The sequence below is a fragment of the Tabrizicola sp. genome (assembly GCF_036781545.1).
Taxonomy (GTDB): domain Bacteria; phylum Pseudomonadota; class Alphaproteobacteria; order Rhodobacterales; family Rhodobacteraceae; genus Tabrizicola.
Map to the genome: position 1 here is coordinate 16,152 of NZ_DAIQAT010000009.1, position 17,110 is coordinate 33,261.

Below are 17,110 nucleotides of genomic sequence, written 5' to 3' on the forward strand. Positions count from 1 at the left end.
CAGATGTGGCGCATCGGTCAGCTCCCCCGGACCAGCTTCTGCCGGTAGCGGTCGGAGATCTGGTCGATCACGACGATGGTCAAGAACAGGAGGGCGAAGATGGCGACGACCTGATCGTAACGGCCCTGGCCCCATTGCATGGCGAGTTTCAGGTCGTAACCGATGCCGCCCGACCCTACGAACCCCAGGATGGCCGAGGCGCGGACGTTGATCTCGAACCGCAGGAGCGCGTAGCTGAGCCAGTTCGGCGCGACCTGCGGCAGGACGCCCAGCCACATGCGCTGGCCCCAGGTGGCGCCGACGGAGGCCAGGCCCTCGACGGGCTTGAGGTCGGCGTTTTCGGCCACTTCGGAGAAGAGCTTGCCGAGGGCGCCGCCGGTGTGAAGCGCAATGGCGATGACCGCGGGGACAGGGCCGCCGCCGAGGATGAAGATCAGCACCAGCGCGATCACGATTTCCGGCATCGCGCGCAGGGCGTCCATCGTGCGGCGGAACACCGGGATGAGGGCGGGCCAGCGGGCAAGGCCGCGGGTGGCAAGAAGCGAAAGCGTCATCGCCATCAGGGCGCCGACCAGCGTGGCGACGGCGGCGATGTTCAGCGTCTCGATCAGGGCGGGGATATGGGCGAGGAAGATGCCGGGCAATGCCGCCCGCTTCACCCAGGCTTCCGAGAGCACCTCGGAGGGGAAGGCGAAGATCTGGCCGAGCCCGTTCAGGAAGCCGCCGGCATTGCGGTCTTCGGCGAGGTTCCAGCCCGAGGCCATGAGCGCAACGAAGACGACGAGGAGAATGCCGCCATACATCCGCTTGCGACGGACCATGTCGAGATAGGCCTCGCGCGGGTCTGCAAGGTTCGGGCGGCGGCCCGGTTCGGGCCCGAAGGCGGCGTCTACCATGTAGCGGTCCGGGAAAAGGGAAAGGCCGGACCCCGGGGAGCATCGGGGTCCGGCCGGAAGGGAAGGATCAGCTGCCTTCCTGCAGACGCCGGGCGGCGAGGATGCCGTCATAGGCCGAGGCCTCGACCGGGACGAAGTCCTTCGCCTCGCCGGCGGCCACGCCATAGGCGCATTCGGCATCGGTTTCCCACAGATCGGCGGTCAGCTTGGTGACCTTGTCCTTCACGTCCTGCGGCAGGGCCTTGCGGACGACCATCGGGCCTTCCGGGATCAGGGTCGAGCGCCAGATTTCCACGATGTCGTTCATGTCGACGAGGCCCGCGTCGGCGGCCTTGCGGAAGGCGCCCGAATTGTAGCCGTCTTCCCAGTTGCCGACACCATCGGCCCAGGACACGCCCGCGTCGAAGGTGCCGTTGGCGACGCCGACGATGGTCTGCTCATGCCCGCCGGACATCTTCACTTCCTTGAAGAACGAGGGCAGGTCGCCGTAGGTGGCGGTCAGTTCCGCGCCGGGGACGAGATAGCCCGAGGTCGAGTTCGGCTCGGCGAAGGCGAAGACCTTGCCCTTGGCGTCCTCGATCTTGGTGATGCCGGAGTCCTTGCGGGCGAAGGCGATGGAATAATAGCCGGTCGAGCCGTTGGAGTTTTCCTTGGTCAGCTTGACCTCGACGGCTTCCGGGTCGGTCAACTGGATCTTGGCATAGGCGCTGGCACCGAGCCAGGCATAGTCGAGCGTGCCGCCGAGCAGGCCCTGGATCACGCCGTCGTAGTCGGCGGGGGTGAAGAGCTTGACCGGGACGCCGAGCTCGGCCTCGATCTTGGCGCGGAGGCATTCGTTCGAGGCCAGGCGGTCCTGGGCGTTCTCGCCGCCGAGGATGCCGATGTTGAATCCCTTGATCTCTTGCGCGAAGGCCGAGGTGGCCATGAGCGAGACAAGAGCGGTTGCAGTCAGCAGCTTTTGCATGGGGTCTCCATGAGAGTTAGGGCCTTGGCGGCCGGGAAGGATCGGGCGGGTCACGACAGCATGAGATCCGCGTAGCTGCGGTCCGGGCTGGTGTCGGAAGGGATGGCGGTCGAGGTGGCGGCCTCGTTGAAGTTGGCGTCGGCGCCGTAGATGTCGCGGGCGACGCCGGTGGACAGCTGGTCGGGCGTGCCGTCGAAGACGATGCGGCCGTCGCGCATGCCGATGACGCGGTCGCAGTAGCGGCGGGCGGTGTCGAGCGTGTGCAGGTTGGCGATGACCATGCGGCCGTCCTCGACATTGATGCGCTTGAGGGCGTCCATCACCACCTGCGCGTTCATCGGGTCGAGCGAGGCGATGGGCTCGTCGGCCAGGATGATCTTGGGGTCCTGCATCAGCGCGCGGGCGATGGCGACGCGCTGCTGCTGGCCGCCGGACAGGGCCTCGGCGCGCTTGGGCGCCTGTTCGGCGATGCCGAGGCGGTCGAGGATTTCCAGCGCCTTCAGGATATCCGCGCGGGGCCAGAGGTTGAACATGGTCTGGAGCGTGGAGCGGCGGTTCAGGATGCCGTGCAGGACGTTCGAGGCGACATCCATCCGGGGCACTAGGTTGAACTGCTGGAAGATCATCGCGCAGTGCGATTGCCAGGCGCGGGCCTCGGCGCCCTTCAGGGCGAGGACGTTGCGGCCCTCGACCAGAATTTCGCCCGAGGTGGCGTCGAGGAGCCGGTTCATCATGCGCAGGAAGGTGGATTTCCCGGCGCCCGAGCGGCCGATGATGCCGACGAAGGCGGGACGGTCGATCTGGAAGCTGATGCTGTCGACGGCGGCCTTCTGGCCGAACATCCGCGTCACGCGCTGCACATCCAGCATCGATGATCCCTTCGCTTTGGTCTGGGACGGTCCTAGCGGGCGGATATGACAGTCGTCCGAAGGGTGAGTGAACCTTGTGTGACGGCTACCACCTGATGTGGCTGGGCCAGATGTAGACCTCGTCTGGGTCAGCCAGCGCGGGGACGGCCAGCGCCATGCAGCGGCGGCGAAGCTCGGTTGCCACCTGGTCGCGGTCGATCCGGGCGAGGTCGGAGGCTGGGACCGGCGCGCCGATCCGCAATTCGACCGGCTGGCCCATCCGGCGGCGGGTTTCGTGGAAGACCAGCGCGACGCGGAGCGGATAGGAGGTGCGGCTCGCGATCTGGAAGAGGCGCGAGTTCTGGCCGGAGAAATGCACCGGCAGCGTGGTCACGCCGGGGATCGTCGCCAGCCGTCCGACGAAGGGATGCCAGGGCGAATCCACCGCGCGGCCCCTGAGCGGCCGGTTCGCGGTCGCGACGCCGCCCGCCGGGAACACCGCGACGACCTTGCCCGCCTGGAGAAGCGCCGCGGCCTGCCGCCGCGTCTCGGCCGTCAGCCTGCGCGCCTCGGGCGTGCCGGAGAAATTGACGGGGAGCAGGTGGGGATCGACCTCGGGGACGCGGCAGAGCAGGCTGTTGGTCAGGATGCGGACGTTGCCGCGAAGCTGCATCGCCAGATGGCCGATGGTCAGCCCGTCGACCACCCCGAAGGGATGGTTCGCCACCAGCAGCAATCCGCCCTTGGCCGGAACGGCCTGAAGATGCTCCGCGCCCGCCGCTATGCGGGGCTGGATCCGCAACTGGCCCAGGGCGCCCGCGAAGACCGGGACGCCGGGGGCGCGGTCGCTCCAGGCCCAGTTGAGGTAGAGGCGACGCAACTTCGGCTGCCCCGTCAGCATCTCGACCGCGCGGATCAGGCTGCGGCGGAAGAGCGACTGGCCCGGGTGGGAATAGGTGAAGTCGACCTGCGGTGCGACCGGGAGACTGTCGAAGTTGGCGAGCGCGTCGAGCATCCTGGGCTCTCCTCAGAGGGCGGGTTCGGGTTGAGGGATCGAGGGCAAGGCGGAATAGCCCGGACGGCCGGAGACCCAGGTGCGCAGCGGGGCCGGGGCGTGGCCTTCGGGCCAGTCGAGGAGGAGGAGGTCGGCGCGCTGGCCGGGCGCAATACGGCCCCGGTCGGCAAGGCCCATGGCCCGGGCGGGATTCAGCGAGACGAGGTTCCAGAGCGCAGGCAGCGGGGCCACCCGGTCGGCGTGCAGGCGGACCATCGCCCCCAGCATGGCCGGGTAGAAGTAGTCGGAGGCGAGGATGTCGCAGAGGCCCCGCGCAATCATCTGCGCCGCGCCGGGGCTGCCGAGGTGGCTGCCACCGCGCATCGCATTCGGCGCGCCGAGGACGATGGCATCGCCCGCCTCGCGCGCGGCAAGGAAGACGCGGTCATGCATCGGGAACTCGGCAACCATTGCGCCGAGGCCGCGGTAATAGCCGCGGGTTTCGGCCTGGCTGTCGTCGTGGGAAAGCATCGGCGCCTTGTGCGCCCCGGCCAGCGCGGCCATGCGGGCGATATGGGCCGGGACCTCTGCGCGCCGGGTCCATACGCCGGTCAGGAGGGCCGCGTAGTCTTCGGGCGAGACATGGGCGCGGCGGGCCTGGTCGGCCATCTTCTTCAGGAAGCGCGGGGCGTCGAAGGGCGTCACTGGATAGGGATCGACCTGGTCGAAGGGCCGATCCTGCACGGCCAAATCCGGATGCAACAGCATCGAGGTCGTATGGTCGTTGAACGCCAGCGCCGGACGGTCGGGGCCGGAGAGGACATGGGCGATCAGGGGTTCGGCCTCATGGCAGAACGTCTCCCACCGCAGTTGCAGCCGGTTCTCGGCAGTGAGGCGGGGGCGAAGGCGTTCCAGCGCGCGGACGATCTGCCAGCCGGTGTCGACGCTGCGCAGGCCCGGTTCCCAGGACAGGGTGAGGGCGTGGTAGGCGGTGGCGATGCCGTTCGAGGCAAGCTGGCGGTCGGTTTCCAGAAGCGCGGTTTCGACCGGGACCATGACGCCGGGGCGCGGCATGACCTGCCGCTCGAAGGCGTCGCCATGAATGTCGACGAAGGCCGGTGCCAGCAGGCGCCCGCGGGCGGGAACGAGGCTCGCCCCGTCGCGGGCCACGTCGATGCCGGTGATCCGCCCGCCCTCGATGCGAACCGAGGCGATCTCGACCCGGTCTTCCAGAATGACGCGGGCGCCTTCGATCAGTTCCGCGGTCATGCCAGACGCTCTGCCAGAAGATGCCAGTGCCAGGAGCCGGGCTTGACATGGGGCCGGTCGAACAAGGTGAAGACCTCGAACCCCCAGAGAAGCGATACGAGATCGGCGCCCGTGCAGAAGTAATGCGGATGGACCTTGTCGCCTTCGCTCTCGAAGACCCAGGTGTTGCGGCTGATCTCACGGCCCCTGGCCTTGGCCTTCTCGACCGGCAGGCGGCGGGCAGACAGCATTGTCGCCATGAATGTGCCGCCGGGCCGCAGGACGCGGGCCACCTCGGAGAGCGTGCGGCGCACGACGGATTCGTCGCCGTGGTAGATGACGTTCCAGGCCAGAACGTGGTCGAAGCTGGCCGTCTCGAAGGGCAGGTCGGTCATCGGGGCCTGCACCGTGTCGATGGTCAATCCCTTGGTGAAGGCCGCGGCGCCGACAGCGGCCATCGCGGCCTCGGACGCATCAAGCGCGGTGACGTGGTGTCCGGCTTCCGCAAAGGCCAGCGCGTGGCGGCCGATCCCGGCGCCGAGGTCCAGGATGCGCGCCCCTGGGGGGAATGTGCTGGCATGGTCGACGACCCAGGGCTCGGGCATCGCCCAGGGCGAAGTGCCGTCGGCCTTCTGCCATTCGGCGTTCCAGTAGAGATGCGCGGTGTCGGTGAGCATGTGGTTCATATCAGCTTCCTGCGGATCCAGCCCGAGCCCTGCTCGACGGCGATGACGAGGACGAGCATCATCAGGATGATGGCAAGGGCCTCGTCGTAGTTGAAAAGGTCGAAGGCGACCTTGAGGTCGACCCCGATGCCGCCCGCGCCGACAAGGCCCAGGGCGGCGGAGCCGCGCACGGACTTTTCCAGCGCAAAGAGCGAGGTGGCCGTGAAGGAGGGAAGGCAGGCGGGAATGATGGCCGAGCCGATGATGCCAAGGCGCGAGGCCCCGATGGCGCGAAGCGCATCCTGCGGGCCGGGGTCGGTTTCCTCCATCGCCTCGGCGAAGAAGCGGCCCGCGAAGCCGATCTTGTCGACCATGATCGCCATGACGCCGGCGGCGGGGCCGAGGCCGACGATGATGATGAAGATGATGGCCCAGACCAGATCCGGCACCGTGCGGAAAAGCGCGATGAGGGCCCGCGCGGCGTGGCGGACCAGCGGGTGCGGCGAGAGGCGGTCGGTGGCGAGGATCGCGAAGGGAAGTGCGAGGATCAGTCCGAGGAAGCACCCCGCGACGGCCATCTGCAGGGTTTCCAGAAGCTTCCAGCCGATGGGCACGATCCGGGTGAAGTCGGGCGGGAACATCCGTGTCAGCATGCCCGAGGGCGCGAAGAGCCGCGCGATGCCGCTGCCCAGCTTCTCGGGTGCGGGGGCCGTGGCGGCGAGCGACGTGACGACCAGTGGCAGCACGGCCAGGAGCGCCGCGTATTCCACGAAGCTGCGGTGCTGGAAGCGGGCGGGGGCAAGCGTGGTCATGCGGCCTCCGCATGGTCGAAGAACTGGCGCAAGCTGGCGGCATTGGCGCGCTGGGTGGCAAGGTCCAGCGCGATCCGGCCGTTTGCGAGGCCGAGGATGCGGTTGGAAAAGCGCAGGGTGTGTTCCAGCCGGTGCGAGATGACCAGAAGCGACAGCCCCTCTTCGCGCACCAGGCCGAGAAGGAGCGACATCACCTCTTCCCCGGTCTGCGGGTCCAGGCTCGCGTCGGGCTCGTCGGCAAGGATGAAGGCGGGGCGCTGCATCAGCATCCGGGCGATGGCGACGCGCTGCTGCTGCCCGCCCGACAGGCTGTCGACCCGCAGCAGCGCGCGGTCGGCAAGGCCCACACGGACAAGGCAGGCCATCGCCTCGTCCCGGACGGCCGCCGGGGCCAGCGACTGCGCCCAGGTGCGGGGACCGGACATCCGCGCCTGAACGCCGTGGATCACGTTCGACAGGGCCGAGAGGCGGGGCACAAGGTTGTGGCGCTGCCAGACGATGCCGACCTCGGCCCGCAGGCGGCGGAGCGCGCGGGGCGGAAGCGCGCGGATGTCCCGGCCGAGCATGCGGATATCGCCACCCGAGGGTTCGATCAGCCGGACGAGGCAGCGCAGGAGCGTGGACTTGCCCGAGCCGTTGGCGCCGATCAGCGCCGTCGCCTGGCCGGGGGCGAGCGCGAAGCTCAGGTCCTGCAGCACGGTGCGGCCGTTGAAATCCTTGGTCAGGCCCCGGACGGCAAGGACCGGCTCTGCCAGGGCAGAACCGGCCAGCGCCTGCGGGGGAAGCGGCGCATTCATCCGAGGCTCACTCGCCGACGAATTCGGTGAATTCGGTGATGCCGATGTTCTCGAACATCTTGCGCACCACGTCGTAGTCGGCGTCGGTCACGTTGGGGTTGAACGTGCCGCCGATATACTTGGCGTTCTCTTCGGTCGAGGTCAGCGCCGCCAGCATTTCGGCGCCGTGGTCGGCGAAGGTCTTGCGGACGGTGTCCACCACTTCGGGCGAGACCTTGGCCGAGGCGAGGAGGATGTCGTCGGGAAGCTGATCGCCCTTTACGAGAACCCGGAACTTCTGGTCGGGGAACTTCTTGCTGATCTTGTCGAAATGGGTGCGGTTGAGGCCGACCCCGGCGATATCGCCCTTGATCAGGGCCTCGACCGCGACGTTGCGGTTCAGGAAGACCGGCTGGTAATCTACCGCATAGGCCAGCCCCGCCTTGGCCAGCAGGTCGACCGGGCCGAGGTGCTGCGAGGTCGAGCCGATCTCGCCGAACGAGATGGTCTGGCCCTTCAGGTCGGCGGGCGTCTTGGCAGGGCTGTCCTCCAGCACCACGACGGTGGAGTAGTAGTCGGGGCGCACCCAGGTCACGACCGGCTGGGCATCGAGGCGCGCCTTGAACACGACATATTCCGCCGGGCCGGTCAGAACGAAATCGATCTGGTCCGCCGCCATCGCCTCGACCGCAACGGTGCGGCCCGAAACCGGGAAGAATTCGACCTTCAGGCCCGAGGCGGCTTCGAACGCCTCCTTGAACGGCCCCATCTCGCGCTGCAGCGCTTCCATCCCGTCGATGTCGGTGACGGCGAAGCGGATGGTCTCCTGAGCGGCGGAGGCGGTTGCCGAAGCGATTGCAACGGCAAGCAGGCCGGAGGCGAGAAGGTGTTTCATGGGGCGACGTCCTTTCAGTGAGCTGAGCGGACGGCTAGCAGTCAATGACTACAGTGGCGCGAAGGAGAGATCACAGGACTGCGACAGTCCTCAGGTGTCGTGGTCACGTCCGGCTGTGCAACGCGAGACCGGTGCGCAGGTCATTCCTTTTCCAGCGTGAAGACCGGCACGAAGCTCGCAGGGGCGAGCGAGCTTTCGGCAATGGCGTTTCCCACGGTATCCGGCGTCACGATCGAGATCGGCGGACCGGCATGGCGGACCGTCAGGCTGCCTTCCAGCGCCCGCACGGCCATTTCCAGGGCCAGCCGCCCCTGGACGACCGGCGAATCCGTGGGTGCGGCCAGGATGCGGCCGCGCGCGAGGCCCCGGTACACGGCATGGCTGAGATAGGTCGATACGACCGAAACCTTTCCCTCCAGCCCGTGCGCGCGCAGGATGGGGACGGCGGCCTCGGCCATGGGGCCGCTGCCGACGAGGTAGTCGATGTCGGGCATGGCCTCCAGTGCCTCCTCCACCAGCAGCACCTGTTCCTCGGTCCCGGTGTCGCCGAAGCGGGTCATGACGATCTGGGCGGAACTGTCGGCCAAGGCGGTACGGAAGCCGGCCTCGATGAAGCTGACCCAGCCCGCGCCGTGCGGGCCGGGGAACCAGGCGACGGTCACCGGCGGGCTGCTCCGGGGGTGACGTTCGGCCAGGAAGCGACCGGCCGCGGCGCCCATTTCCGTCCAGGGGACGCTGGCCTTGGCGGTGATGCCGCTGTCGTCGATATCGTTGACCGCGGCGATCACGGGCTTCAGCCGGGCGATCCGCTCGACCTCTGCCGTCAGCCCGGTGTAGGAGACCGTGCCCACGATCACCGCGTCGAATTCGTCGCTGGCGCAGCCCTTCAGCTGTTCGATCTGACGCGTGAGATTGGGGTAGCCCCCGGCCTCGAACACGTCGAAGGCAACGCCCAGGCGGCGGGCTTCCTCGACCATTCCGTAGTTGACCGACAGCCAGTAGGCATCCTTCAGATGCGGGTAGAGGATGCAGAAGCGCCAGGGTTTGGCCGCGTGGTCCAGCGGGATATAGTCGATGGGCACCGCCGGGCTTGTGTCATCGAAGGGAATCGAGCGTGCCTCGAGCTTCCAGACTTCGGCCTGCGCCGGTGGGGCGATAGCCGCCGCCAGAAGTGCTGCCGCCAAGGTCTTGCGCATCGCCTCTCCCCTTTCGCGGATAAGGTGATAGCCTGCCCGCATGTTTGATCCCCGGGGGCGAACCTTGCGGAAGTTCGGCTACAAGTCGAGTCTTGGCGGACGGCTGGTGATGGCCATCGTGCTGATCGCGGGCTTTCCGGTGGCTACCGGGGTTCTGGGCTGGTTCGAGCTGAAGGATGTGGCGGCCAACCAGTCGCGCGTCGTGACCGAGGCGATTCCGGCGATCTCCGAGGTGCGGGGCGTGGCGGAAGAGACGAGCCGGGTGGTCGCGGTCGCGCCCGAGTTGGCGGCGGTGACGGACGAGACGCAGCGGGCCGAGCGGGCGGCTTTTCTTTTCGATCAGGCCGGTGCGCTGCGCTCGCGGCTTCTGCGCCAGGAAGGGCTGCCAAAGGACGCCCTGGCCAATGCGCTGACCGCCGAGGCGGGCCTGCGCGAGGCACTGACCACGATCGACCGGCTGGTGCGGCAGCGGATCAGCCTGATTGCGCGGCGGAAAGACCAGCTTGACGCGGGCCTCGCGGCGGCGGCGGAACTGACGGAGATCGCGGATACCTTGGTCGCCAACGCCGAGATGGGGGCGTCTGCGGTCATCTCCAGCCTCTACGACATGGAGGGGCCGGAGCCTGAGCACGCCGCGACGCGGCTCGACACGTTGGACAAGCTGATCGAGGTCGACCTTTTCCAGCTGGGGTTGATGTTCGAGCTGCGGTCGCATGCGTCCGAAGTCGGGCTTCTGTTGAACCGGGTCGCCGGGGTCCAGTCGCCTGACGAGTTGCAAGCCTTGCGCGACGAGCTTGCCGCACGGGTCAAGGTCATCGCGAGGCGGCTGACTTCGGTACAGGATCCGCGCCGGGCGGACAGGGTGCGGGTGCTGCTGCGGGGGATCGGGGCCGCGCGCGCCGCGCCGCCCGAGGGCGCGGGTCTCTTCGAGACGGCGGCCCAGGTGCTGGAGCTGACCGGGCAGATCGCGAAAGCCGAGACTGATCTGCGCCAGGCGGCGCTGGAGCTGGAAAGCGCCGCAGCCGCGCTGGCGGACCGGATCGAGGAAAACGCGGTCGCCTCGGGGCGGTCGGCGCAGCAGGGCGTCCTAGCGACGCAGCAGCTGTACACCTTCTCGACCCTGCTGGCGCTGGTGATGTCGATGGGGGTGCTGTGGTTCTATGTCCGCGGCAACCTGATCCGGCGGCTGGATACGCTGTCGGCGCGGATGACCGGGCTGGCCGAGGGCGAGCTGGGCGAGGAAATCCGCCGCTCGGGCACCGATGAGATCGCCGGGATGGAGGGCGCGGTCGAGGTTTTCCGCCAGCAGGCCATCGCCAACCGCGAACTGGCGGCCGAGCGCGAGCGGCATCTGGAAGAGCTGCGCCGCCACCGCAGCGAGTTGCAGCAGCTGGTGGACGAACAGACCGAGCAGCTGCGGGGAGAGGTGGCCGCCCATGACGCGGCCCGCGACCGGGCCGAGGCGGCAGACCGGGCGAAGTCGGAATTCCTGGCGATGATGAGCCACGAGATCCGTACCCCGATGAACGGCGTGCTGGGCATGTTGCGCAACCTGCCGCGAGACGGGCTGACGCGCGAGCAGGTGGCGCGGCTGGAGGCGGCGCTGGCCTCGGGCAAGGGGCTGATGGGCCTTCTGAACAGCATCCTGGACTATTCCAAGCTGGGGCAGGGGCAGGTGGCCGACGAGATCGTGGATTTCGACCTGGCCCAGGCGCTGGCGGAGATCGCGCTTCTGATGGCGCCCATGGCCGAGGAGAAGGGGCTGCGGCTGGTGACGGCGCTGCCCGAGGTCGCGCTGCCGCCCCTGCGGGGCGATATGGGCAAGCTGCGGCAGATCCTGTTCAACCTGGTGTCGAACGCGGTGAAGTTCACCGACCGGGGCGAAGTCCGGATCGCCGTGGCGTTGCAGGGCCGGCCAGACGCCGACCCGCTGCTTCTGCGCTTCACGGTCAGCGACACCGGGCGTGGGATCGCTCCCGAGGCGCTGGAGCATATCTTCGCGGCCTTCCAGCAGGAGAATCCGCAGACCGCGCGGACGCATGGCGGAACCGGGCTGGGGCTGACGATCTCGCGGCGGCTTGCCGGATTGATGGGGGGCGTCCTGACCGTGGAAAGCCAGCGGGGGCAGGGGGCGACCTTCACCCTGCGACTGCCCTTCGACCGTGGGGCGGCGCTGCCCGCGCCAAGGGCGGCTTCGGCGCCGGACCTGCCGCCCCTCAGCGTGCTGTTGGTCGAGGATCACCCGGTCAACCAGGAGGTCGGTATGGGCTTCCTGACGGCGCTGGGCCACCGGGCGGTGATCGCCGCGACCGGCGAGGCGGCGCTGGACATGCTGGCGCGGGGCCGTTTCGACGCGGTGCTGATGGACGTCAACCTGCCGGGCATTTCGGGCATCGAGGCCACGCGCCGGTTGCGGGCGTTGCCGGGGCTGGCGCGGCTGCCGGTGATCGGCGTCTCGGCCCATGCCCAGCCCGAAGACGTGGCGGCCTGCCGTGCCGCCGGGATGGACGAGGTGGTGTCGAAGCCGCTGTCACCCGAGGCGCTGGCCGCGGCACTGGACCGGCTGTGCGGGACGGGAATCGCCCCCGCGGTACGCGAGACCCTGGCCGATCTTGGCCCCGCGGCGACGCGCGATCTGGTGCGCCTGATGCTGGACCGGATGGGTCCGGAGGTGCAGGCGCTGGCAGAAGCCCTGCGGACGGGCGCGGCGGGGGAGGTCGAGCACCGCGCGCATCAGCTGAAGGGCGCCGTGGGCAACTTCACCCTGCCGGAACTGGGCAAGGTGCTGGCCGCCCTCTCGCGCCGGGGCGCCAGACCGGGGCCCGAGGCCGTGGACCCCCTCTTGGCCGCGGCGGTGTCGGCGGAGCGCGAACTGATCCGCTCGCTGCAGGCGCTGGACGATCTGGCGGGGGTCAGGACAGCGGCGCAGTGAAGACGTAGCCCTCGCCATGCGAGGTGCCCAAGATGCGCGGCTGCTTCGGGTCGTCGCCGAACTTCGCCCGCAGCCGCTTGACCATCACATCCACCGTCCGGCTGCCGGTCAGGCTTTGCCGATGGGTGATGCTGGCCAGAAGCCGGTCACGCGAGAGGACGATGCCGGGGTTCAGGACGAAGGTGCGCAGAAGCTCGTATTCCCCCCGCGTCAGCTGCACGCCCGTCCCGTCGGCCCCGGCCACATGCCGGGCGGCGGTATCGAAGGTGAAGCCCGCGAAATGCACCACCCGCCGCGTCAGCTGCCGCATCGCCGCCGTCCGCCGCAACAGGTTCTTCACCCGCGCCAGCAACTCGCGCCGGTTGAAGGGCTTGCAGACATAGTCGTCGGCCCCGAGCTCCAGCCCGACGATCCGGTCCACGTCATCGGTGCGCCCTGACAGGAGGATGATCCCGATCTCGGACCGGGCCCGCTGTTCGCGGGTGATCTCCAGCCCGTCCTTGCCGGAAAGGTTGATGTCCACGATCAGAAGGTCGGGGTTTTCCTGCGCCAGCGTCTTTTCGGCCGCCTCGGCCCCGGCGCAGGCGGTGACGCGGTAGCCGAAGCTTTCCAGATAGCCCCCCAGCGCGGTGCGAGTCACCGGGTCGTCCTCGATAATGACGATATGGGCGGCAGGGGTCATGCAGGCGGCGTCCCGGGAAGTGGCGCGGCCTTGTTAACATTCTGTAACAACATTCTCCAGCCCGTTCATCGCAGGGGTCTGACACGTTCACATCCAGCCCATAACCTTGCCTCTCAGGAAAGCGATCGACTTTCCGAGGAAACGTCGGCGCCGCCCACGGCGCGACCTGAACAGGGATCGAACACATGAAACTGACCGGACTGCTTCTTGGCGCCGCGACCCTCGCTCTGACCGCGCCCGCCTTCGCCGAAGATTCTTCGGACCCGATCATCATCCCGACCCACAACTGGTCGAGCCAGATCGTGATGTCGAACGTGGTGGGCCAGATCTTTCAAAGCATGGGCGATTCTGTCGAATACGTCTCGACCGACAGCCAGGCCGTGTACGAGGCGGTGCGGCTGGGCGATGCCACGCTGGAAGTGGAAGTCTGGGAAGGCGCTTTCGGCAAGTCGTTCCGCGCTGCGGTGGAAAAGGGCGGCATCCACGATGTCGCCACCCATGCCGGCATCACCCGCGAAGACTGGTGGTATCCTATGTGGACGAAGGAGGCCTGCCCGGGCCTGCCCGACTGGAAGGCGCTGAACGATTGCGCGGCCAAGTTCGCGACCCCGGAGACCGGCGACAAGGGCCGCTTTCTGGGCGGGCCGGTGGACTGGCTGAAGCACGACCAGGAAAAGGTCGATGCGCTGGGGATGAACTTCGTGGTGGTGAATGCCGGGTCGGCGGCGGCACTTTGGGCCGAGATCGCGGCGGCGGAAAAGGACAAGACCCCGATCGTCGTCTTCAACTGGACCCCGAACTTCGCCGAGGCGGTCTGGCCGGGCGAATTCGTCGAATTCCCGGCCTGGGAAGAGGGCTGCGACACCGATCCGTCCAAGGGGCCCCTGCCCGACAAGACCTTCGACTGCGGCAACCCGGCCAACGGCTATCTGAAGATCGCGGCCTGGGACGGGATGAAGGACAAGTGGCCCGCCGCCTATGCCACCCTGCAGAAAGTGAGCTTCACCAACGCCCAGATCGCCGAGATGGCCAAGCTTGTCGATGTCGACGGGATGGAGCCAGAGGATGCCGCGACCGCCTGGCTGGAAGCGAACGAGGCGGTCTGGAAGCCCTGGACCGAATGATCTCCGAAGTCACCTCAGGGTGATGACTCACCTTGCCACCCGGAGTTTCCCTTCCGGGTGGCCTTTTCCATCGGAGGCTTCCCGTGATGACAAGCGATGTGGTGATTTCCTGCCGGAACGTCTGGAAGGTGTTCGGCGACCATCCCGAACGGCTGGGCTCGCGCCTGACGCCGCAGACGACGATGGAGGAGTTGCGCGCGACGAACCACATCGCCGCCGTGCGCGACGTGTCGCTGGACATCCGGCGCGGCGAGATGCTGGTGGTGATGGGACTTTCCGGATCGGGAAAGTCGACCCTGGTCCGCTGCCTGGCGCGGCTTCTCGACATCACTGCGGGCAAGGTCGAGGTCGAGGGGCGGGACATCGGCAAGCTGACCGAACCCCAGCTGATCGAGCTGCGCCGGAAGAAGATGGGCATGGTGTTCCAGAGCTTCGGCCTGCTTCCCCATCGCACGGCGCTTGAGAATGTGGCCTTCCCGCTTGAGATGCGGGGGCAGGACCGCGGGTCGCGGATCGCGCGGGCGCGGGACGTGCTGGAACTGGTGGGCCTGAAGGGCCGCGAGGGCTATTTCCCGCGCGAGCTGTCCGGCGGCCAGCAGCAGCGCGTCGGCATCGCCCGGTCGCTGGCGGTTGAGCCCGACATCTGGTTTCTGGACGAGCCGTTCAGCGCGCTCGACCCGCTGATCCGGCGCGAGATGCAGGACGAGTTCCTGCGGCTGAAGGGGATGCTGGCCAAGACCATCGTCTTCATCACCCACGACTTCGACGAGGCCCTGCGGCTGGCCGACCGTATCGCCATCATGAAGGATGGCGTGGTCGAGCAGATCGACACGCCGGAGCGCATCGTCATGGCCCCCGCGACGCCCTATGTCGCCAAGTTCACCGAGGCAATCGACCGCACCCGCGTGGTCCATGCCGGAGCGCTGGCGCTGCCGGTCGACGGCCGCGCCGTCGAAGGCGAGCCGCTTCCGGCTGGCGAGACGCTGCATGCGCTGGCCCGCCGAATCGTCGGCGACAGTCGCGCCTTGATCCCGCTGTCGGACAAGCGCGGCATCGCGGGGCTTCTCGACCGCAAGGCGGCGCTCGACCTTCTCTTGGGGCCGGCGGCATGATGGCGGCGACACTTCCCGAAACGCCGTTCCGCCTGGACCAGAAGCGCATCGCGCAGGCGATCCTGCTTGCCGCGCTGGTGCTGGTCGTCTGCCGCAATGTCCTGCCCGCGAGCCTGGTTCGCCTGCCCGAGGGTCTGGTTCTTCCCTTTGCCGACTGGATCAACGCCGCCTTCGCCTTTGCCCGTGACGATCTGGGACTGATGGCCTTCACCCGCGCCTTCTCGGACATGGTGGAGTTCTGCCTGGATGTGACTGCGAACCTTCTCTACGGCAAATCGCGCTGGCCCCATGTCGGGCCGATTCCCTGGGTGGTGATCGCCGCGACTGCCGGGATGGCGGGCTATGCGCTGGCGGGCTGGCGGCTGGCCGCGCTGGCTGCCGGGAGCTTTGTCTGGATCGCCGTGATGGGCCAGTGGAAATGGGCGATGGAGACGCTGTCGGTCATCGTCGTCGCCGCACCGCTTTCGGTGGCCCTGGGCCTTGCGCTGGGAACGCTCGCCTGGCGCTTCCGGACGGCCGAGCGGCTTCTGAACCCCATTCTGAACATCGCGCAGTCGCTGCCGCATTTTGCCTACATGATCCCGGTCGTGGTCTTCATCGGCGTGGGACCCAAGGCCGGGGCCATCGTCACGGTGATCTTTTCGGTTCCGCCGATGATCCGCATGACCTTGCTCGGCCTGCGCGGCGTCTCGCCCGAGATCATCGAAAGCGGCAAGATGAGCGGCGCCACCCGCTTGCAACTGATGACCCGCGTCCGCCTGCCCGCCGCCCGAACCGAGATCCTGATCGGGGTGAACCAGGTGATCATGCAGAGCCTGGCGATGGTCGTGCTGGCCAGCTTCATCGGGATGCCGGGACTGGGGCAGAAGCTTCTGCAACTCCTCCAGGCGTTGAAGATCGGCCTTTCCTTCGAGATCGGCGTCACCATCGTGCTTCTGGCCATCGTGCTGGACCGGATGTCGAAGGCCTGGGCCGTGAAGCAACCGGGACATGTCGATGGCCCCTGGCTGCATCGCCACCGCCTGCTGGTGATCTGGCTGGCCCTTGTCGCACTGGGCTTCGCGATGGCCTGGGCGCATCCCTATTTCGCCGAGGTCGAACGCAAGCAGGCCCTCAGCCTGTCGGGGCCGGTCGATGCCGCCGTCGGTGACTTCATCCAGTTCATCGGCCCTGTCACGGATTGGCTTCGCTGGTTCCTGATCAGCTGGGTGCTGATCCCGCTGCGCAACGCCTTCCTGTGGCTTCCGACCTCGGCCGTCCTCCTTGCGCTTGCCGGGATCGGCTGGCGGGTCGGTGGCCTGCGGTCGGCGCTGGTCTGCCTTGCATTCGCTGTCCCGATCGCGCTTTCGGGCTGGTGGGACCGGGCGATGATCACCGCCTATACCGTCTTCGTCTCGGTCTCCCTTGCGCTGCTCATCGGTGTGCCGCTGGGGCTTCTGGGGGCCGGGACAGAGACCCGCGCGCGGCGCTTTCTTCTGGTCTGCGACACGGCGCAGACCTTCCCGAGCTTCATCTACCTGATCCCGGTGATCATGCTGTTCGGCGTGAACGACGTGGCCGTCGTCGCCGCGGTCGTGGTCTTCGCCACGGTCCCCATCGTGCGCTACACCATTGAGGGGTTGCGGAGCATACCGCCCGAAATCGTCGAATCCGCCCAGATGTCGGGCGCGAGCCCGCGGCAGCTTCTGTGGCACGTCAAGCTGCCCCTGGCGGTGCCGACGCTGGTCGTGGGTGCGAACCAGTCGATCATGTTCTCGCTTTTCATGGTGATCATCGCGGCCTTCATCGGCACGCAGGATCTTGGCCAGGAAATGCAGCGCGCGCTGTCGTCGACGGATGTGGGGAAGGGACTGGTCCTTGGGCTTGCGGTGGCCTTCATGGGCCTGATGGCGGACCATCTACTGCTTTCCTTCGCTTCGCGACGGCGGTCTTCGACAGGCAACGCCTGAGCTCCTGCCGTCCGGGG

15 protein-coding genes are annotated in these 17,110 nt (G+C 67.9%); 4 read left to right on the top strand and 11 right to left on the bottom strand.

Annotated elements, in window-relative coordinates; genetic code table 11:
* Positions 1 to 17 precede the first annotated feature (17 nt).
* The 10 genes from phnE (V7Q39_RS03345) to torT all read right to left on the bottom strand — a co-directional run bounded on the left by phnE (V7Q39_RS03345) (position 18) and on the right by torT (position 9,294).
* Positions 18 to 821, bottom strand: a complete 804-nt coding sequence (gene phnE, locus V7Q39_RS03345; RefSeq protein ID WP_443082485.1) for a phosphonate ABC transporter, permease protein PhnE — start codon at positions 819 to 821, stop codon at positions 18 to 20.
* Positions 822 to 963: 142 nt separating this feature from the next.
* A complete protein-coding gene (phnD, locus tag V7Q39_RS03350) occupies positions 964 to 1,860 on the bottom strand; it encodes a phosphonate ABC transporter substrate-binding protein (protein WP_333814978.1) in 897 nt (298 codons plus the stop codon).
* A 50-nt stretch (positions 1,861 to 1,910) separates the two neighbouring features.
* On the bottom strand, positions 1,911 to 2,729 hold the full coding sequence (phnC, locus tag V7Q39_RS03355; protein ID WP_333814979.1) for a phosphonate ABC transporter ATP-binding protein: 819 nt from the start codon (positions 2,727 to 2,729) through the stop codon (positions 1,911 to 1,913).
* Between the two features lie 85 nt (positions 2,730 to 2,814).
* Positions 2,815 to 3,723 (bottom strand): lysophospholipid acyltransferase family protein, encoded by a 909-nt coding sequence (locus V7Q39_RS03360; RefSeq protein WP_333814980.1) that lies wholly within the window; start codon positions 3,721 to 3,723, stop codon positions 2,815 to 2,817.
* 12 nt (positions 3,724 to 3,735) lie between these two features.
* On the bottom strand, positions 3,736 to 4,971 hold the full coding sequence (locus tag V7Q39_RS03365) for an alpha-D-ribose 1-methylphosphonate 5-triphosphate diphosphatase (protein ID WP_333814981.1): 1,236 nt from the start codon (positions 4,969 to 4,971) through the stop codon (positions 3,736 to 3,738).
* Positions 4,968 to 5,636: a class I SAM-dependent methyltransferase gene (locus tag V7Q39_RS03370; protein ID WP_333814982.1), complete on the bottom strand. Its 669-nt coding sequence runs from the start codon at positions 5,634 to 5,636 to the stop codon at positions 4,968 to 4,970. The genes V7Q39_RS03365 and V7Q39_RS03370 overlap by 4 nt, the downstream gene beginning before the upstream one ends.
* Complete coding sequence (gene phnE, locus V7Q39_RS03375) at positions 5,633 to 6,427, bottom strand: phosphonate ABC transporter, permease protein PhnE (protein WP_333814984.1); 795 nt, start codon at positions 6,425 to 6,427, stop codon at positions 5,633 to 5,635. Before phnE (V7Q39_RS03375) ends, V7Q39_RS03370 begins: the two co-directional genes overlap by 4 nt.
* Positions 6,424 to 7,224, bottom strand: coding sequence for a phosphonate ABC transporter ATP-binding protein (locus V7Q39_RS03380; protein ID WP_333814985.1), 801 nt, complete (start codon positions 7,222 to 7,224; stop codon positions 6,424 to 6,426). Before V7Q39_RS03380 ends, phnE (V7Q39_RS03375) begins: the two co-directional genes overlap by 4 nt.
* A gap of 7 nt (positions 7,225 to 7,231) precedes the next feature.
* Positions 7,232 to 8,098 carry a PhnD/SsuA/transferrin family substrate-binding protein gene (locus tag V7Q39_RS03385; RefSeq protein WP_333814986.1) on the bottom strand — a complete coding sequence of 289 codons (867 nt, stop codon included), beginning with the start codon at positions 8,096 to 8,098 and terminating at the stop codon, positions 7,232 to 7,234.
* A gap of 140 nt (positions 8,099 to 8,238) precedes the next feature.
* On the bottom strand, positions 8,239 to 9,294 hold the full coding sequence (gene torT / locus V7Q39_RS03390) for a TMAO reductase system periplasmic protein TorT (RefSeq protein ID WP_333814987.1): 1,056 nt from the start codon (positions 9,292 to 9,294) through the stop codon (positions 8,239 to 8,241).
* A 40-nt stretch (positions 9,295 to 9,334) separates the two neighbouring features.
* Here torT and V7Q39_RS03395 point away from each other — a divergent pair, with 40 nt between their 5' ends.
* A complete protein-coding gene (locus V7Q39_RS03395) occupies positions 9,335 to 12,226 on the top strand; it encodes an ATP-binding protein (RefSeq protein WP_333814988.1) in 2,892 nt (963 codons plus the stop codon).
* Here the strand turns inward: V7Q39_RS03395 and V7Q39_RS03400 are convergent.
* Positions 12,207 to 12,908: a response regulator gene (locus tag V7Q39_RS03400; protein ID WP_333814989.1), complete on the bottom strand. Its 702-nt coding sequence runs from the start codon at positions 12,906 to 12,908 to the stop codon at positions 12,207 to 12,209. The two genes, V7Q39_RS03395 and V7Q39_RS03400, sit on opposite strands and share 20 nt — an antisense overlap.
* A gap of 185 nt (positions 12,909 to 13,093) precedes the next feature.
* Between V7Q39_RS03400 and V7Q39_RS03405 the strand changes: the two genes are divergently transcribed.
* From V7Q39_RS03405 to V7Q39_RS03415, 3 genes are all read left to right on the top strand, one after another.
* Positions 13,094 to 14,032 (top strand): ABC transporter substrate-binding protein, encoded by a 939-nt coding sequence (locus V7Q39_RS03405; RefSeq protein ID WP_333814990.1) that lies wholly within the window; start codon positions 13,094 to 13,096, stop codon positions 14,030 to 14,032.
* An 86-nt stretch (positions 14,033 to 14,118) separates the two neighbouring features.
* Positions 14,119 to 15,144 carry a quaternary amine ABC transporter ATP-binding protein gene (locus V7Q39_RS03410; protein ID WP_333814991.1) on the top strand — a complete coding sequence of 342 codons (1,026 nt, stop codon included), beginning with the start codon at positions 14,119 to 14,121 and terminating at the stop codon, positions 15,142 to 15,144.
* Positions 15,141 to 17,093 carry an ABC transporter permease gene (locus tag V7Q39_RS03415; RefSeq protein ID WP_443082483.1) on the top strand — a complete coding sequence of 651 codons (1,953 nt, stop codon included), beginning with the start codon at positions 15,141 to 15,143 and terminating at the stop codon, positions 17,091 to 17,093. Before V7Q39_RS03410 ends, V7Q39_RS03415 begins: the two co-directional genes overlap by 4 nt.
* Positions 17,094 to 17,110: the final 17 nt, after the last annotated feature.

Excerpts from the sequence above, each read along its gene's own strand:
- phnE (WP_443082485.1), bottom strand. The coding sequence starts at position 821 with ATGGTCCGTCGCAAGCGGATGTATGGCGGCATTCTCCTCGTCGTCTTC.
- phnD (WP_333814978.1), bottom strand. The coding sequence starts at position 1,860 with ATGCAAAAGCTGCTGACTGCAACCGCTCTTGTCTCGCTCATGGCCACC.
- phnC (WP_333814979.1), bottom strand. The coding sequence starts at position 2,729 with ATGCTGGATGTGCAGCGCGTGACGCGGATGTTCGGCCAGAAGGCCGCC.
- V7Q39_RS03360 (WP_333814980.1), bottom strand. The coding sequence starts at position 3,723 with ATGCTCGACGCGCTCGCCAACTTCGACAGTCTCCCGGTCGCACCGCAG.
- V7Q39_RS03365 (WP_333814981.1), bottom strand. The coding sequence starts at position 4,971 with ATGACCGCGGAACTGATCGAAGGCGCCCGCGTCATTCTGGAAGACCGG.
- V7Q39_RS03370 (WP_333814982.1), bottom strand. The coding sequence starts at position 5,636 with ATGAACCACATGCTCACCGACACCGCGCATCTCTACTGGAACGCCGAA.
- phnE (WP_333814984.1), bottom strand. The coding sequence starts at position 6,427 with ATGACCACGCTTGCCCCCGCCCGCTTCCAGCACCGCAGCTTCGTGGAA.
- V7Q39_RS03380 (WP_333814985.1), bottom strand. The coding sequence starts at position 7,224 with ATGAATGCGCCGCTTCCCCCGCAGGCGCTGGCCGGTTCTGCCCTGGCA.
- V7Q39_RS03385 (WP_333814986.1), bottom strand. The coding sequence starts at position 8,098 with ATGAAACACCTTCTCGCCTCCGGCCTGCTTGCCGTTGCAATCGCTTCG.
- torT (WP_333814987.1), bottom strand. The coding sequence starts at position 9,294 with ATGCGCAAGACCTTGGCGGCAGCACTTCTGGCGGCGGCTATCGCCCCA.
- V7Q39_RS03395 (WP_333814988.1), top strand. The coding sequence starts at position 9,335 with ATGTTTGATCCCCGGGGGCGAACCTTGCGGAAGTTCGGCTACAAGTCG.
- V7Q39_RS03400 (WP_333814989.1), bottom strand. The coding sequence starts at position 12,908 with ATGACCCCTGCCGCCCATATCGTCATTATCGAGGACGACCCGGTGACT.
- V7Q39_RS03405 (WP_333814990.1), top strand. The coding sequence starts at position 13,094 with ATGAAACTGACCGGACTGCTTCTTGGCGCCGCGACCCTCGCTCTGACC.
- V7Q39_RS03410 (WP_333814991.1), top strand. The coding sequence starts at position 14,119 with ATGACAAGCGATGTGGTGATTTCCTGCCGGAACGTCTGGAAGGTGTTC.
- V7Q39_RS03415 (WP_443082483.1), top strand. The coding sequence starts at position 15,141 with ATGATGGCGGCGACACTTCCCGAAACGCCGTTCCGCCTGGACCAGAAG.